Source organism: Kitasatospora sp. NPDC058444 (assembly GCF_042721415.1).
GTDB lineage: Bacteria > Actinomycetota > Actinomycetes > Streptomycetales > Streptomycetaceae > Kitasatospora.
This window is the reverse complement of record NZ_JBHXLL010000026.1, coordinates 90466-106664: the sequence shown is the minus strand read 5'-3', so window position 1 is coordinate 106664 and position 16199 is coordinate 90466. Positions and strand designations below refer to the sequence as shown.

Below are 16199 nucleotides of genomic sequence, written 5' to 3'. Positions count from 1 at the left end.
CGGCGCCTCGGCCCGGGACAGCGCGGGACCTCACACGTCCCGGCGCCGCACCACGACCACCGTCACCACCACCGCGGCCACGCCCCACACCCCCATGGTGATCCACGAGTCCGGCACGCTCGGCGCGTACTTCCCCATCGTGGTCGTGGAGCCAGGCCTGATGGTGAGCCGCTGCACGGTGGCCAGCGGCAGGTGGGTGCCGATCTCCTTCAGCCACCGGTAGCGGTCCCCGCCGAACATCATCGGCAGGATGAACATCAGCATCACCAGCGAGACGATCGAGGCGGTGGCGTGCCGCAGCAGCGCGCCCAGCGCCATCCCGATCAGCGCGCAGACCGGCACGATCGCCGCGTAGCCGAGCACGGCCCGCAGGCAGCCCTCGTCGGCGAGGGAGAGCCCGACGTGCCGGGAGGCCAGCATCGCGTTGACGGCGAGGAAGGAGACCGCCGACACCACGACCCCGGCGAGCGCGGTGATCCCGCCGACCAGCACCACCTTGGCCGCGATCACACCGCGCCGGTCCGGCACGGCGGCGAAGGTGGTGCGGATCAGCCCGGTGGTGTACTCGCCGAACACGGTGATCGCCCCGAGGCTGCCGGCCGCGACCGCCATCAGGTCGCCGGCGATGCTGCCCAGGCCGTGGAACAGCGGGTCGTAGGTGTACGGCGGCCGGCCGGGCATCCGCGGCGGCGGGTGGTCGATGTACGTCAGGTCGGTGTGGACGGCGTTCACGTTGACCACGATCGCCACCAGCGAGGCCAGCGCCAGCACCCAGTAGGTGGAGCGCAGCGAGCGCAGTTTGATCCACTCGGCGGCGATCAGGTCGAGGAACCGCGGCGCCGGTTCGGCGGCGGGATCGAGGGTCGCGGTGCTCATCGGGCGTCTCCAGCCGGGTACTCGACACTGTCGGCGGTCAGGGTCATGAACGCCGACTCCAACGACGAAGTCCGGGCGGCCAGTTCGTGCAGCACCACGCCGTGCAGCAGTGCGAGTTCGCCGATCCGCGCGGCCGGCATCCCGGTGACGGTCCCGGACGGCACGACCCCGAACCGCTCCTCCGCCAGGGCGACTTCGGCCCCTTCGGCGCGCAACACCTCGGCCAGTGCGGGGAGTTCGGGCGCCCGTACGGCCACCGAGGAGGCCGCGTCGCGGGCCGAGAACTCGGCGAGGCCCTCGTCCGCGATCAGCCGGCCGCGCCCGATCACCACCAGCCGGTCCGCGGTGTGCTCCATCTCCGCCATCATGTGGCTGGAGACGAACACCGTCCGCCCCTCGTCCGCGAGCCGCCGGAACAGCCCGCGCACCCAGAGCACGCCCTCCGGGTCCAGCCCGTTCAGCGGCTCGTCGAACAGCAGCACCGGCGGGTCGCCGAGCAGCGCGCCGGCGATGCCCAGACGCTGCTTCATGCCCAGCGAGTAGCCGCCGATCCGCCGCCCGGCCGCCTTGCCGAGGCCGACCTCCGCCAGCACCTCGTCCACCCGGCCCAGCGGGATGCGGTTGCTGCGGGCCAGCGCCGAGAGGTGGGCCCGGGCGCTGCGCCCGCCGTGCACGTCGCCCGCGTCCAGCAGGGCGCCGACGTGCCGCAGGCCGCGCGGCCGGTGCGCGAAGGGCACGCCGGCCACGGTGACGCCGCCCTCGGTGGGGGTGTCGAGGCCCAGGATCATCCGCAGCGTGGTGGACTTGCCGGCGCCGTTGGGCCCGAGGAAGCCGGTCACGGCGCCCGGCCGGACGGTGAAGGTCAACTGGTCGACGGCCGTGGTGGCGCCGTATCGCTTGGTCAGTCGTTCGATCTCGATCACGGGGGCAACGCTGCCGGTCGGCGCCCGGCCCGGGCATCGGGCCGCGGGCCACAACCGCGGGCCGCCGCAGTGGCCCCGGGGATTACGCCCCCGGGCCGATGCGCCCCCGCGCGGGCCGCGGCTACCATCGCCGTCATGATCACCGAACCCCGTCCGCCGCTGCTCAGGCGCCTGCCCGCGGGCGTGTGGGTGGGGGCGCTGTGGACGGCCCTGGTGGGGTTCCGCTGCTTCACCCGCGAGAACGAGCTGCACCACCTGTTCAGGTACCACGGCAACCCCGAGGACATGCCGCTGGTGGTCACCGCGGTGGTCACCACCCTGGTCGCGTCGCTGCTGGTGCGGCTGCCGCTGGCGGCCATCGTGGTGGCGCTCGCGGGCGGGATGTTCGCGCTCGGGATGTGGCAGGTCCCCGAGGCGGCGCCGCTCCAGTTCCTGATCGCCGACGCGGTGGTCGGCTACTGCGCGGCCACCCGCTCCCGCCGCGTCTCGCTCACCGCCCTGGCACTGCCGCTCGCCACCCTCGCCGGGCTGCTGGCCTGGGGCGCCGTCAACGACTACCCCGTCAACCCGCTCGCCTACGCGGGCTTCGCCGCCACCGTGCTGATCGCCTGGCTGGTCGGCAACACCGTGCACCAGGGCCGCGTCCACGCCGAGGCGCTGCGCGGCAAGGCCTCCGAGCAGGCCGTCACCGCCGAACGGCTGCGGATCGCCCGTGAGCTGCACGACATGGTGGCCCACAACATCGGCATCATCGCGATCCAGGCCGGCATGGGCAGCCGGGTGATGGACACCCAGCCCGCCGAGACCCGCAACGCCCTGGAGGCGATCGAGGCCACCAGCCGGGAGACCTTGGCCGGTCTGCGCCGGATGCTCGGCGCGCTGCGGCAGGGCGAGGGGGAGCCGGCGCCGCTCGAAGTGGCGCCCGGGCTGGCCGAGTTGGACCGGCTGGTGGCGCGGGCGGCGGGCGCCGGGGTCCGGGTGGAGCTCACCCGGCGCGGCACGGCCCGTCCGCTGCCGCCCGAGGTGGACCTCGCCGCCTACCGGATCGTCCAGGAGGCCGTCACCAACGTGGTCAAGCACTCCGGCACCCGGGACTGCCAGGTCACGATCGCGTACGGCCCCCGGGAGCTCGCCGTCACCGTGGCCGACCCGGGCGCCGGGCCGGCGGGCGGCACCACGGGCACCCCCGGCACCCCGGGTACCGGCTACGGCCTGGCCGGCATGCGCGAGCGGGTCGCCCTGCTGCACGGCGAGTTCGGCGCCGGCCCGCGCCCCGGCGGCGGCTTCCTGGTCGCCGCCCGGCTGCCGCTCCCCGACGCGGCGGTGGGCGACACCGGCGCCGGCACCGCCGCCGAGACCCCCCTGGAGGTGGGACCGTGATCCGCGTCGTCCTGGTCGACGACCAGCCGCTCATCCGCACCGGCCTGCGGGTGCTGATCGCCGACGCCCCCGACCTGGAGGTGGTCGGCGAGGCCGGCGACGGCGCCGAGGCCGTCGAGCTGGTCGCCCGGCTGCGCCCCGACGTCGCCGTGATGGACATCCGGATGCCGGGCACGGACGGCATCGAGGCCACCCGCCGGATCACCGCCGACCCGGACCTGCCCACCCACGTCCTCGTCCTCACCACCTTCGACGACGACGACTACGTCTACGGCGCGCTGCGGGCCGGGGCGAGCGGCTTCCTGGTCAAGGACCTCGCCCTGGAGACCATCCTGGACGGCATCCGGGTCGTCGCCGCCGGGGACGCCCTGCTCGCCCCCGGCATCACCCGCCGGCTGATCGGCGAGTTCGCCGCCCGCCCGGAGGCCGCCCCCGCGGCCCGGCCCCGCAGACCCGTCGCCGAGGCCGTCACCGAGCGCGAGCGCGAGGTGCTCACCCTGGTCGGCCGGGGCCTGTCCAACGCCGAGATCGCCGCCGAGCTCACCATCAGCGTGGGCACCGCCAAGGCCCACGTCGCCCGGCTGTTCACCAAGCTCGACGCCCGCGACCGGGTCCATCTGGTCATCCAGGCCTACGAGTTCGGTCTGGTCGCCCCGTAGACCCGGCACGTGGAAGGGCGCCGGAGCGGGCCCGCACGGCCCACTCCGGCGCCCCCGCCGCACCCGGTCGTCAGTGGACGATCGCGTGCGAGACCTGGCAGCCGCTGACGCCGTTCGACCAGGTGCCCTGCATGGCGAACGACCCCGTCGCGAACGCCACGTTCTGGGCGCCGCCCGTCCCGCCGACGCCGTTCCAGGAGCACTTGTCGGCGTTCTCGTACCCGGTCGCGTCCGTCCAGCCGCCCGCCGGGTTCTGGTCGGTGATGGTCTCCGAGTACTCGTGGCCGTACACGATGGTCACGCCGTCCAGGGTGCCCGCGCTGCCGCTGTTGACGTAGTTCTGGCCGCAGGAGGTGCCCATGTCGGTCACGTACGGGTCGTTGGTGAACGCCACGTCACCGTACGGGGAGGGGGCGGCGCCGCCGGTCAGGGTGGTGTCGCCGTTCCAGTCGTGCCAGGCGCAGAAGCCGCCGCTCGGGGTGTTGAAGCCGTCCGGGTGGGTGCCGGTCGGCGACAGCACCACGTACTGCACGTTGCGGTTGGAGGCGGCGGTGGTGTTGCCGAAGTGCCCGGCGGCCTTGACGGCCTCGGCGGCCAGCTGGTTGCCGGTGGCCTGGCCGGGGGCGGCGGCCGAGGAGTCCACCCAGACGCCGGCCAGCGCGCCGCCGGTCGGGTAGCCGACGTGCGCGGAGCCGGTCGGGCAGCTGGTCGCGCCCTTGGCGACGCCCTCGCAGTACTGGGTCATGACGCCGGACCAGGTCTCGCCGTTGGTGCCGAGGCCCTTGAACAGCTGCTGCGCCCGGACGGCCTCGCCCTTCGGGTCGCCGGACAGGGTGGTGTAGCCGTTCGCGTCGGTGCCCTGGGTGCCCCACTGGGTGCCCCAGAAGACCAGGTAGACCTTCGGTGCGCCGGTGGTGACGCCGATGCCGTCGACGCCGCCGCCGTACTTCAGGTTGTTGCTCGCCGGCTTCGCCGAGGTGCCGGCCTCCTTGACCGGGTGCGCGCCGTGCCGGTAGGGGTGCGGCTGTCCGGCGAACTCGCCGGCCGGCCGGTCGTCCTGGACGGCCTGGGCGGCCGGAGCGGCCGCGAAGCCGGCGGCGGCCAGCGCGAGGGCGCCGAGCCCGGTCAGGGCCCGCAGCCGCATCCGGCGGGAGGTGGGGGAGATGCCCATCGTGAGGGTTCCTCTCTGGCGCCGGGCGCACCGGGGTACGGCGCGGCGGCACTGTGGGGGACAAATGGGCCGACGGCAGCGCGCGGGCGCCGACGGTCCGCCAGGAACCGCCGGTGGTGTGGGGATCGCGAGCCGGTTACCGCCGACGGCCGGAAGCAAAGCACCGCCGCCGGAACAGGGTCAACGACGGAGGAGGTAAGACCCGCCCCAAGGAAGTCCCGCGCGAACGTATCGAACGTCAAAAGCCCCCAGCGGGCGGCCGGTCGATGCGCGTAGCTCAGCCGAATGCCAACAGTTGAGAGGCGTCCTTACACCGTATGCGCCGCCGGACCGCCGTCAGGGGCCCTCGACCTCGCCGATCCGCATGATCCGGCCGTGGGAGTCCAGCACCACGTCGTAGGCGTTGCCGTGGCAGCCGTACGGGTCGGCCGGCTCGCGCTCGGCCAGGCAGTCGTCGATGTGGGCGAGCAGTGCGTCGAGGGGGACGGTCCCGGCCGGGTCGCCGTGCGGGCCGCCGACCAGGGTCGCGGCCACGCCGGCCCTCGCGAAGCCGTAGCGGACGGGGCCGCCGGCGGGCTCGTAGCGGGCGGAGCCGCAGCTGAAGCGGGCGGTCCGGGCGGTGAGTTCGGCCGGGCCGGCGGCGACGACGAGGAGGACCTCGTGCCCGGGGTGCGGGGTGGGGGAGGCGCACTCGGCGCCGGCGGAAGGCTCGGCGGAAGGCCCGGCGGAAGGCCTGGCGAAGGACTCCACGGAGGGCTCCTCGGACGGCTCCCCGGCAGGATCGGCGGAGCCGGCGGGCACGGAGGGTTCGGCCTCCGAGGAGTACGACTCCTCGTCCTCCTCGTCCTCGTAGAAGAGGTCGTCCTCGTCCAGCAGGTCGTCCGCGCCCTCGTCGGCCTGGGCGGCGGCGGAGGCGGCGGCCACCGTGGAGCCGGAGTCGGCGGGCGTGCAACCGGTGAGGACGGCGGCGGTGCCGCAGACCAGCAGGGCGGCGGCGAGGAGGGTACGGGGCGTGGCCATGGCACAAGTCTCCCCGGGCGGTGGTGGTTGTCGGTACCCGACTGACACGACCGGGGCCCGGCCCGCGGTTCCCGCCGGCGCCTTCCGCGGATTCCTCCCCCGCCGTCCGCGGGTCCCTCCCCGCCGTCCGCAGCTTCCTCCCCCGCCGGATGTGCGGATCCGGCGGGGGAGGGCGGTCGGTGAGCGGGTGTCAGGCCGCCACCGGACGCCCGGCCTCGTACGCCTCGCGCACCCGGGCCTGCGCCCGCGCGCCCGCCGCCAGGTGGTCGAGGCCGAGCAGCGCCGCGCCGAGCACCGGCGGGGCGACGACGACGCGCGGCTCGGCCAGCGGCGCGGCCGCGGCGAGCCGGGCGGTCAGGTTGTCCAGCAGCAGCGGCTGACGGGAGGCCAGCACGCCGCCGCCCAGGACCACCGGGGTCGGGGATTTCAGCAGGTCCAGGCGCCGGAGGGCCACCACCGCGAGCCGGACGATCTCGTCGGCCTGGCGGTCGATCAGCTCCAGCGCCACCTCGTCGCCCTCGGCCGCGACGGCGAACAGCACCCGGGCTATCTCGTGCAGCCGGTCGTTCGGGAGGTGCCCGAGGTGGACGGCCTCGGCGACGGCGCCGGCGCTGGGCAGGCCGAAGTGCTCCGCGATGGCCCGGGCGAGCCCGGTCGGCCCGCCGCGCCCGTCCTCCGCGCGGACCGCGTGCCACATGCTGGCGACGGCGAGCCCGGAGCCGCCGCCCCAGTCGCCGGTGAGCTCGCCGAGGGCGGGGAAGCGGGCGGTGCGGCCGTCCGGCAGCAGGCCGACACAGTTGATCCCGGCGCCGCAGACCACCGCGACCCCGCGCGGGCCGTCGGTGCCGGCCCGCAGCAGGCCGAAGGTGTCGTTGACGACGGTGTTGCTGACCCCCCAGGGGTGGGACTCCAGCGCCACCCGCAGGGCCTCCTCCTCGACCGGCAGGTCGGCGTTGGCGAGGCAGGCGCTGACGTGGCTGGTCAGCACGCCGTTCCAGGACGGGTGCCCGGCCGCGGCGGCGGCCTGCTCGACCAGCGGGGCGAGGCCGGCGACCGCCGCCGCGCCGCCGATCCTCTGCGGCGCGAAGCCGCCGCCGCGGGCGGTGCCGAGGATGCTGCCGTCGGCGCCGATCAGGGCGACGTCGGTCTTGGAGTTTCCCGCGTCGATGGCGAGGACGCCGGGCAGGAGTGGTTCGGGCTGGTGGGTCATCAGGTTCCCGCGGCTCGTACGTGGCCCGGGCCGTGGTCGTCGGCCGGGTGCCCGGCCGTGGTCCCGGCCGGGGAGCCCGGCCGAAGGGTCCCCGGCCGGGGGTGGACGGTCTCCTCGCGGAGCCCGCCCGGCGACCCCCTCCGGTCGCCGGGCGGGCGCGTGGCGGGCCGGATCAGGCCCAGGCGAGGTGCTCGCGGTTGTGGGCGAGCAGGCGGTCCGTGAGCTGGTCGGCGAGTTCGATCTGGCCGACCAGCGGGTGCGCGAGCAGGGCGTCGAAGACCCGGTCGCGGCCGCCGCGCAGGGCGGCGTCGAGGGCGAGGTGCTCGTACGAGGTGACGGCGGCGATCAGGCCGGCGTACAGCGGCTCGACGGGCCGCTGCGGCAGCGGGCGCACGCCCCGCGCGTCCACCTCGGCCGGGACCTCGATGACGGCGTCGTCCGGCAGGAAGGGCAGCACGCCGTCGTTGCGGGTGTTCACCACCTGCACGGACGTCCCGCCGCCGGTGCCGAGCAGGGCGGAGATCAGCTGGACGGCCGCCTCCGAGTAGAACGCGCCGCCGCGCTTGCCGAGCAGCTCGGGCTTGGTGTCCAGGGCCGGGTCGGCGTACAGCTCCAGCAGCTGACGCTCGATCTCGGCCACCTGGGCGGCCCGCGAGCCCTGCTCCCTCAGCTCCGCCACCACCGCGTCGTGCTGGTAGAAGTACCGCAGGTAGTAGGACGGCACCACGCCGAGCCGCTCGATGACGGCCTGCGGCAGGTGCAGGTCCTCGGCGATCTCCTTGCCGTGCGAGGACAGCAGCTCCGGGAGCACCTCGCGCCCGCCGGCGGCGCCGGGGGCGTCCAGCAGGGTCACCCCGCGCTCCCAGGTCAGGTGGTTAAGCCCGACGTGGTCGAGCCGGACCAGCTCCGGGTCCACACCCAGGTGCCCGGCGAACTTGCGCTGGAAGCCGATCGCGACGTTGCACAGCCCGACGGCCTTGTGGCCGGCGTCCTGCAGGGCCCGGGTGACGATGCCGACCGGGTTGGTGAAGTCCACGATCCAGGCGTCGGGGTTGGTCCGGCGCACCTGCTCGGCGATGTCCAGCACCACCGGGACGGTGCGCAGCGCCTTGGCGAGGCCGCCGGCGCCGGTGGTCTCCTGCCCGACACAGCCGCACTCCAGCGGCCAGGTCTCGTCCTGGTTGCGCGCCGCCTGCCCGCCGACCCGCAGCTGGAGCAGCACGGCGTCGGCGTCCGCGACGCCCGCCACCAGGTCCGTGGTCACCGTGACGGTGGCGGAGTGGCCCTGCCGGGCGAAGATCCGCCGGGCGAGGCCGCCGATCAGCTCCAGGCGCTCGGCGGCCGGGTCGATCAGCACCAGCTCGCCGATCGGCAGGGTGTCGCGCAGCCGGGCGAAGCCGTCGATCAGCTCCGGGGTGTACGTGGAACCCCCGCCGACGATTGCCAACTTCAGTGCGGACATCAGCCCTTGACCCCTGTCAGTGTCACGCCTTCGATGAAGGCCTTCTGAGCGAAGAAGAAGAGGACGATCACCGGGGCCATCACCAGCAGGGTGGCGGCCATGGTGAGGTTCCAGTTGGTGTGGTGGGCGGCCTTGAAGGACTCCAGGCCGTAACTGAGCGTCCAGGCCCCGTGGTTGTTGCTGGCGTAGATCTGCGGGCCGAAGTAGTCGTTCCAGCAGTAGAAGAACTGGAACAGCGCGACCGCCGCGATGGCCGGCTTGGCCATCGGCAGGACCACCCGCAGCAGGGTGCGCAGGTCGCCGCAGCCGTCCATCCGGGCGGCCTCGATGTACTCCCTGGGGATGGTCATCAGGAACTGGCGCAGCAGGAAGATGGAGAAGGCGTCGCCGAAGGCCATCGGGATGATCAGCGGCCAGAGCGAGCCGCTCATGCCCATCTGCTTGGCCCAGAACAGGTACATCGGGATGACGGTGACCTGCGGCGGCAGCATCATCATCGCGATCACCGCCATCAGCGCCAGGTTGCGGCCCCGGAAGCGGAACTTGGCGAGCGCGTACGCCACCGGGAGGCTGGAGACGACGGTCAGCAGGGTGCCGAGCGCTGCGTACAGCAGGGTGTTGCGCCACCAGGTGAGGAAGCCGGGGGTGTCCCAGACCTTGCCGTAGTTGCCCCAGTTCCAGCTGGTCGGCCAGTAGTCGGTGGTGAGCGCCTGCTGGTCCGACATCACCGAGGTGAGGAAGACGAAGACGAAGGGCAGCAGGAAGAACAACGCGGCGGCGATGGCCAGCGCGTGCACGGCCACCCAGTTGAGCGCCGCGCGGCGCCGGGCGGCCCGGGCGGCGGGGCCGCCGGGGCGGGCGGGACGGGAGGAGCGGGAGGAGCGGGAGGTGCCGGCCGTGGCCGGGGCCTCGGTGAGCGTGTTGCCAAGAGTCATGATCAGGTCCTCACAGGCCGCTAGTCGTCGCTCGCCATGAAGCCGGACCGGCGGCGGAGCAGGATCGAGGTGACGGCCATCGAGATGGCGAACAGCACCAGGGCGACGACGCAGGCCGCGCCGTAGTTGAAGCGCTGGAAGCCGAGGTTGTAGACCATCTGCGGCAGGGTCCAGGTGGAGCCGCCCGGGTAACCGGGCTCGAACGGCTGGCCGGAGCCGCCCGCGATGCCGCTGGCGACCTTCCCGGCGACGATCGCCTGGGTGTAGTACTGCATGGTCTGGATCACCCCGGTCACCACCGCGAACATGATGATCGGCGAGATGTTGGGCAGGGTGACGTACCGGAACCGCTGGAACGGGCCGGCGCCGTCCAGTTCGGCCGCCTCGTACTGCTCCCTCGGGACGTCCAGCAGCGAGGCCATGAAGATGACCATCAGGTCGCCGATGCCCCACATCGCGAGCAGGCTGAGCGCGGGCTTGGACCAGTCCTCGGAGGCGAACCAGCCGGGCTGCGGCAGGCCGAGCTCCCCGAGCAGGTGGTTGACCGGGCCGGTGCCGGGGTTGAACAGGAAGGCGAAGGCGACGGTGGCGGCCACCGGCGGGGCCAGGTACGGCAGGTAGAAGGCGGTGCGGAAGAAGCCCGCGCCGGTCTTGACCTTGGTGATGAGCATCCCGATGCCCAGGCCGAACGCGACCCGCAGGCTCACCATCACGACGACCAGCCACAGGGTGTTGCGCAGGCCCTGCCAGAAGGCCGGCAGCTGGTTGAAGACGTAGTCCCAGTTCTTCAGGCCGCTGAACGTGGGGGCGCCGAAGCCGTTGTAGGAGGTGAAGGAGAAGTAGACGGTGGAGATCAGCGGGTAGGCGAAGAAGAGGCCGAACCCGATCAGCCAGGGGGAGAGGAAGGCGAGGGTGCGGGCCGCCTCCCGGCGGCGCTTGCGACGCAGCAGGTGCTGCGTGGCGGGCGCCGCCGGGCCGGTCGGTCCCGCGTCGGCCTTGTCGCTGTTCCCCTTGCGGGTGCCGAACGCGAGTGACATGGGAGCTCCGTGGACCGTTCCCGGGCTACTTGGCCTGGGCGATGTCGGTGTCGATCTGCTTGGCCGTGGCGGCCAGGCCCGCCTGGAGGTCGGCCTGCTTGCCGGACTCGTAGTCGTAGCCGAGGTTCTGCAGGGTGGTGATGTAGGCGCTGCCGTTGACGGCCGACGGGGTGGTGCCCGAGTGGGCGTTCTTGGCGACGTCCAGGAAGGTCTTGAAGTTCCGGTCGCTCACCAGCTTCGGCGAGTCGAGCGCGGCGAAGGTGCTCGGCACGTTGTGGATCCCGTTCGCGAAGTTGACCACCGCGTCGGTGTCCGTGGTCAGGTACTTGACGAACTCCCAGGCGGCGGCCTGCTTCTTGCTGGTGCTGGCGATGCCGACGATGGTGCCGGTCTGGTAGCCGCGGCCGTAGGTGTCGGCCTGGTCGTCCGGGACGGGGAAGGCGGCCGTCGCCCACTCGAAGTCGGGCTTGTCCTTGGCGAGCGAGGCGGTGCGCCACTCGCCGTCGAGGATCATCGCGACCTGGCCGGTGTGGAACGGGTTCTTGGCGCTGAACTCCTCGCCGAAGGTCGCGCGGTACTTCTCCAGCTTCGCGTAGCCGCCGAGCTGGTCGACCAGGCCCTTCTGCCACTTCAACATCGCGGAGACCTTCGGGTCGGTGGCGACGTTCGACTTGCCGTCGGAGCCGAAGTAGCTCGGGCCGTACTGGCCGAGGAAGTGCTCGGTGGTGGACTCGTAGCCGTGGTACAGCGGCATGAAGCCGAGCTGCTTGTACGAGTCACCGTCCGCGAGGGTCAGCCTGGCGGCGTCCTCGGCGAACTCGCTGAAGGTCTTCGGCGGGTTGGCGATGCCGGCGTCGGCGAAGGCCTTCTTGTTGTAGTACAGGCCGTACGCGTCGCCGAGCAGCGGCAGCGAGCACTGGTTGCCCTGGAACTGGGTGTAGTCGAGCATCGTCGCCGGGAAGGTCTTGGCCGGGTCGATGCCGCTCTTCTGGAGCATCGGCTTGAGGTCGACGAAGGCCTTGGTCGAGCAGAACATGCCGACGTTGTTGGTGGTGAAGGAGGAGACCACGTCCGGCGCGTCGGGCCCGCCGGCCCGCAGGGCCTGGTTCACCTTGTCGTCCGCGAGGCTGTCCACGGCCTTGACGTGGATGTTGGGGTGGGTCTTCTCGAAGGCGGCGATGTTGTCGTTGATCGCCTTGATCTCGTTCTCCTGGCTCCAGCCGTGCCAGAAGGTGATGGTGACGTCCTTGCCACTGGCCGAATCGTCGGTGCCGCCCGAGTCGCTGGAGCCGGTGCAGGCGGAGGCGAGCAGGGCCAGGACGGCGCTGCCGGCGACGGCGGCCACGGTGCGGCGGCCTCTGCGGGAGGTGGTGGCGTGCACTTCGGGATCCTCCTGGGGGTGCGCGGGCAGGCCTCGTTGCCTCGGGTCCCGCGTTCGGGGGTTGGGGAGAGGTGGGTGCAGGTGGCGAGGTGACAGGGGGAGCGTCAGTGGGTGGTGGCGTCAGTGGTTGGTGCCAGTGGTTGGTTCCAGTGGGTGGCGTCAGTGGGCGGCGTCAGTGAGTGGAGAAGACCGCCTCGCGGGCGTCGGACAGGGCGCGTTGCAGGGCGCCGAGCAGCACCGGTGAGCCGGACAGGGCCGTGCTGCGGACCTCCGGGCGGGCGATGGAGACCCGCGCCAACTCGTCCTCGACCAGGGCGCGCAGCCGCTCGCCGCCCGCGCTCGGCACCACGCCGGAGAGGACCACCAGCTGGGGGTCGACGACGGCGACGATCACCGCCAGCCCGACGGCCAGCCGCCCGGCGAGCTCGGCGAGGAAGGCGTCGCCGGCACCGGCGGTGGCCAGCGCCTTGGCGATGGACTCCTGCGCGGTGGCCGCGCCGAGCCCGTGCTCACGGGCCAGGGCCCGGACGGCGGGTGCGCCGACCAGGGCCTGGAACCCGCCGAACTTGCGGCGGCGGGCGTCCCACTCGACCGGCGAGTCGGGCAGCGGCATGTAGCCGACCTCACCGGCGCCACCCGTGAAGCCGCGGTGCAGCCGCCCGCCGATCACGATCGCCGCGCCGACCCCCGCCCCGGCCCAGAGCAGGACGAAGTCCTCGAAGCCGGCCGCGGCGCCCGAGGAGCGCTCGGCGACGGCGGCCAGGTTCACGTCGTTCTCGATCGACACCGGCGCGCCGATCGCCTCGGTCAGCTCCTCGACCAGCCGCGGCGAGTGCCAGCCCGGCAGGTGGGAGGCGTAGCGCAGCTTGCCGGTGACCGGGTCGGGGGCACCGCCGACCCCGATCGCGACGGTGCGCAGGACGCCCTCGGGCAGGCCGGCGGCCCGGACGGCCGCGGCCACCGCGGCGGCGACGGCCGGCACCGTCCCGGCGGCCGGGACGCCCTTGGTCGGCACGGTGTGCTCGGCCAGCGTGGTGCCGGTGATGTCGGCGACGGCGACCCGGATCTCGCTGTTGGTGACGTCCAGTCCGGCGACGTACCCGGCGGCCGGATTCACCTGGTACAGCCGGGCGTTGGGGCCTGGTCCGCCCGCCGTGGTGCCGACCGGAAGCACCAGCCCGGCCGCCTCCAGCCGGGCCAGCAGCTGGGAGGCGGTCGGCTTGGACAGCCCGGTGAGGGTGCCGATCTGGGTGCGTGACAACGGCCCGTTCTCCAGCAGGAGTTCGAGGGCCGCGCGGTCGTTGATGGCGCGCAGCAGGCTGGGAGTGCCGGCGAGGGGGGCCTTGGCGGTGCTCTTGGTCATGCCCGGAATCCTCCTCTCTCGGCTGGTCGCACGGTCCGCGGGTGACGCCGACGCGGGAAGCGGGCGGGCTTCGGACGAACTGTTAGGAAACTTTCCAGTCGCTTGGGAAGGACCGTAAGGGCCGTGTCGGCGGGGTGTCAATGGTGGGCGTCGCGGAGGATGCCGAAGCGTTACCGGACACCACGAAGCCCCGCCCCCGGCACACCGGGAGCGGGGCCGGCACCCACCCGGCTGCCAAGAATGGAAACTCACTCCTGCTTGCCCCAGGAGGGGTGGTAGATCAATGAAATGAAGAATGAAAGAAGGCGGGAACTGTGGTGATGCTTCTCGGCTCACCGAGGAGCATCACCGGTGAAACGCCCAACGAGGAGGGCAGTACAAAAGGGCAAGTCGGCTTCTGGAAAAAGTGCGGCGGCCTCCTCTGGCAAGGAGGCCGCCGCCAATGGAAAGGCTGCTGGCTACCGAGGCCGTCCAGCACGTCCCGCCGCTCCCTTGAAGCAAAAAAAGAGAAGAGTCCGGATGTCACCCCTCGGTGCACCGAGGGGCGACACCGGAAAATGGCAAAATTTGGATGCCCTGGCATGTCAAGGGGAATCGCCACTGATCATCTGAGAGAACACGGTGACCGGTCCATGTCGCCAACACCAGCCCACCCCCAGTAAGGGCCGAAAGAAATAGTGGCCGTGGCGCCCCTCCTCAGGCGAGGAGGGGCGCCACGGCCACCATGGACAAAGAAGCAGGGTGTGGGAATTTTGGTGCCCGCTTCTCGGAATCGCCGAGAAGCGGGCACCAAAGAAGGCATCGGATAAGGTCGAAGCGTCGCCGGTCACCGCTTCGGCACAGCCGAAGCGGTGACGGAATTATCTGGCGTTCTGCGCAGGAAGTCGGGCGGGCCGACTTCCTGCGCAGAGGGCGAAAAGGCTGTGGGTCAATCGCAACACGTGGCCGAGTAGCGGGCTATCGGACCATGTAACGGTACGCCGGGGCCCCTTCCTCGGCCGGGGGCTTGTCGCCCAGGCCCCGATAGCCGAGGGCTTCGTACATCTTCATCGCAGCCTGCGCTTCGGGCCGGACCGCAAGCGTCACACGCTCCACGTCGGCCCCTGCGAGTACAGCCGCGTGCAGCTTCCGGCCCAACCCCCGCCGACGCCGCTCCGGAACCACGGCAATTTCCCGGATCACGAATGTCCGGTGCCCGTCCTCGTGGGTGAAATCCTTGGTCAGGCCGAGGCCATGCCACCAACGGCTGTCCGACTGGAGCAGGACACCAAAAGCGAACCCGACCAGAGCAGCACCTGAGCGAGCCAGCACCAGTCGAAAACCGGGCATCGTCCGGAACGACTCATAGCCCTCCAGGAACCCGGCCAGGTCGTCGGGCCCCTCGAGGTACGGCGGCTCCGCGAACACCTGCCTGTACAACGGTGCCATCTCGTCCAGCGCCCGGGCGGCGGCATCCGGATCGGTGAGGGTCTCGAAGACGGGCGTCTGCACAATTCTCCTTCTAGGCGATCAGGTGGGCGGTGCTGGCAGCGGCCAGAGAGGGATTCAAGCGCTTCAGGTGGGCGTGTGCCTCCTCCATCGATGTGCGCGCCCGGCCCGACGACACCTCGGTCAACAGGACGGCTCCCGAGGTGAGTTCGTGGGCCGACTCCTCGGCCTCGCCTGCTTGCGCGAGGGCTCCGGCGAGACTGAACCGCAGTAGTGCCTCGTTCCGCGCGTAGTTCGTCTCCTGGTGTTGGAGCGAGCGCCGCAGCCAGTCCACGGCCGCCTTGTGGTGCCCCGACTCCGTGAAGAGGGATGCCTGCGCCAGCGCCAACTCCGCCGGCCCGTGGAACACTGCCCAGTCGGGCACCGGCCGCTCGTTGCGTTCTTGCTCGAAGGCGCGAGTCGCCTGCGCCAAGGTCGATCGGGCACTGACAGGGTTGCCCATCATCGCGTAAGCGCGGGCCTCCCGAGTCATCAGGATGGACATCAGCGAGGGGGGCGCCCATGGCGCTGCCTTGGAGTGTGCGGCGCGGGTGAGATCGAGCGCGATACCAGGCTCGCGTTCTCGAAGGCTCATCAGTGCCATGGACGCCATCACCACTACGGCGAGCGAGTTGTCCTGTAACTCCTCGGCTCGGGTAAGCGCGTGCTTCCAATGCTTCTTGGCCTGGACGTTGTCGCCGGCGTCGAAGGCCAGCCACGCCACGTGTTCCGCGGTCTCCCCCGCGACCAGTCGGAGCTGGCGGCCGATCGTTCCCGGGTAGCTCTTGGTGGCGATAAGCCGTTCGACCCGAGCGAGGTGAGCCTGAGCGAGGGGGCCGACTGTCGCACCGCCGAACCGGTCGTCCAGCCCGTACAAGGCAGTGAGTCCGGCCCGCAGGTCCATGACGGTCTCGGCACTGATTCGCGGCGGCGCTAGCTTGGCGGACACGGCGGCACCGCCGGCCAGGGCGATGAAGGATCGGCGGTTCACGTCTTCTGGCTCTTCTCGGGGCGTGGGTGGTGGTCCTGATCGACGGTGTAGTGGAACGGTGAAACCCGTCTGCTCCAGCGGGATACCCAACATCGCTTCGAGAACCCGTTGGCGTGCCGGGTGAGGGCATGGTGGTAGCGGCTGACGCCAACGGTGGTACTGGCGGCTGCTGACCTCTTCGTCCTCTCCGAGCTTGCGGGCCGTCGCGGCGTACACCTGTTTGAATCGGGTCGGGCTACTCCAGCCGAACTCGGCACACAGGCGCGTGAATTGGGTCTCCACCTCACAGACGGTAACTCGCCGACTGCTGGCCGCGCATGGGCT

Annotated in this window: 14 protein-coding genes; 2 read left to right on the top strand and 12 right to left on the bottom strand. The window is 72.0% G+C overall.

Translation table 11 applies throughout. From position 1 onward, the window contains the following. Positions 1 to 30: 30 nt before the first annotated feature. Together ACFWP2_RS25425 and ACFWP2_RS25420 are read right to left on the bottom strand one after the other, a co-directional pair. Positions 31 to 876, bottom strand: a complete 846-nt coding sequence (locus tag ACFWP2_RS25425; protein ID WP_380455260.1) for an ABC transporter permease — start codon at positions 874 to 876, stop codon at positions 31 to 33. Beyond that, on the bottom strand, positions 873 to 1799 hold the full coding sequence (locus ACFWP2_RS25420) for an ABC transporter ATP-binding protein (protein WP_380455258.1): 927 nt from the start codon (positions 1797 to 1799) through the stop codon (positions 873 to 875). The genes ACFWP2_RS25425 and ACFWP2_RS25420 overlap by 4 nt, the downstream gene beginning before the upstream one ends. Positions 1800 to 1934: 135 nt before the next feature. Between ACFWP2_RS25420 and ACFWP2_RS25415 the strand changes: the two genes are divergently transcribed. Continuing rightward, a complete protein-coding gene (locus ACFWP2_RS25415; protein ID WP_380455256.1) occupies positions 1935 to 3179 on the top strand; it encodes a sensor histidine kinase in 1245 nt (414 codons plus the stop codon). Then, entirely contained in the window at positions 3176 to 3838 is a 663-nt protein-coding gene (locus tag ACFWP2_RS25410) for a response regulator (RefSeq protein WP_380455254.1), read from the top strand. The genes ACFWP2_RS25415 and ACFWP2_RS25410 overlap by 4 nt, the downstream gene beginning before the upstream one ends. Before the next feature lie 70 nt (positions 3839 to 3908). Here ACFWP2_RS25410 and ACFWP2_RS25405 read toward each other — a convergent pair whose 3' ends face one another. The 10 genes from ACFWP2_RS25405 to ACFWP2_RS25360 form a co-directional block, all read right to left on the bottom strand. Further along, positions 3909 to 5009, bottom strand: coding sequence for a hypothetical protein (locus ACFWP2_RS25405; RefSeq protein ID WP_380455252.1), 1101 nt, complete (start codon positions 5007 to 5009; stop codon positions 3909 to 3911). A gap of 336 nt (positions 5010 to 5345) precedes the next feature. Further along, on the bottom strand, positions 5346 to 6029 hold the full coding sequence (locus tag ACFWP2_RS25400) for a hypothetical protein (protein ID WP_380455250.1): 684 nt from the start codon (positions 6027 to 6029) through the stop codon (positions 5346 to 5348). 190 nt (positions 6030 to 6219) lie between these two features. Then, positions 6220 to 7239, bottom strand: coding sequence for an N-acetylglucosamine kinase (locus ACFWP2_RS25395; RefSeq protein WP_380455248.1), 1020 nt, complete (start codon positions 7237 to 7239; stop codon positions 6220 to 6222). Positions 7240 to 7411: 172 nt separating this feature from the next. Beyond that, on the bottom strand, positions 7412 to 8692 hold the full coding sequence (locus tag ACFWP2_RS25390) for a 6-phospho-beta-glucosidase (protein WP_380455290.1): 1281 nt from the start codon (positions 8690 to 8692) through the stop codon (positions 7412 to 7414). 8 nt (positions 8693 to 8700) lie between these two features. Continuing rightward, complete coding sequence (locus ACFWP2_RS25385; protein WP_380455246.1) at positions 8701 to 9636, bottom strand: carbohydrate ABC transporter permease; 936 nt, start codon at positions 9634 to 9636, stop codon at positions 8701 to 8703. A gap of 20 nt (positions 9637 to 9656) precedes the next feature. Continuing rightward, positions 9657 to 10673 (bottom strand): carbohydrate ABC transporter permease, encoded by a 1017-nt coding sequence (locus tag ACFWP2_RS25380; RefSeq protein WP_380455244.1) that lies wholly within the window; start codon positions 10671 to 10673, stop codon positions 9657 to 9659. Positions 10674 to 10698: 25 nt separating this feature from the next. Continuing rightward, on the bottom strand, positions 10699 to 12054 hold the full coding sequence (locus ACFWP2_RS25375) for an ABC transporter substrate-binding protein (RefSeq protein ID WP_380455242.1): 1356 nt from the start codon (positions 12052 to 12054) through the stop codon (positions 10699 to 10701). Between the two features lie 172 nt (positions 12055 to 12226). Continuing rightward, positions 12227 to 13417 (bottom strand): ROK family transcriptional regulator, encoded by a 1191-nt coding sequence (locus ACFWP2_RS25370; RefSeq protein WP_380455240.1) that lies wholly within the window; start codon positions 13415 to 13417, stop codon positions 12227 to 12229. A gap of 957 nt (positions 13418 to 14374) precedes the next feature. Next, positions 14375 to 14908, bottom strand: coding sequence for a GNAT family N-acetyltransferase (locus ACFWP2_RS25365; protein ID WP_380455238.1), 534 nt, complete (start codon positions 14906 to 14908; stop codon positions 14375 to 14377). 10 nt (positions 14909 to 14918) lie between these two features. Continuing rightward, entirely contained in the window at positions 14919 to 16157 is a 1239-nt protein-coding gene (locus ACFWP2_RS25360) for a hypothetical protein (protein ID WP_380455236.1), read from the bottom strand. Positions 16158 to 16199: the final 42 nt, after the last annotated feature.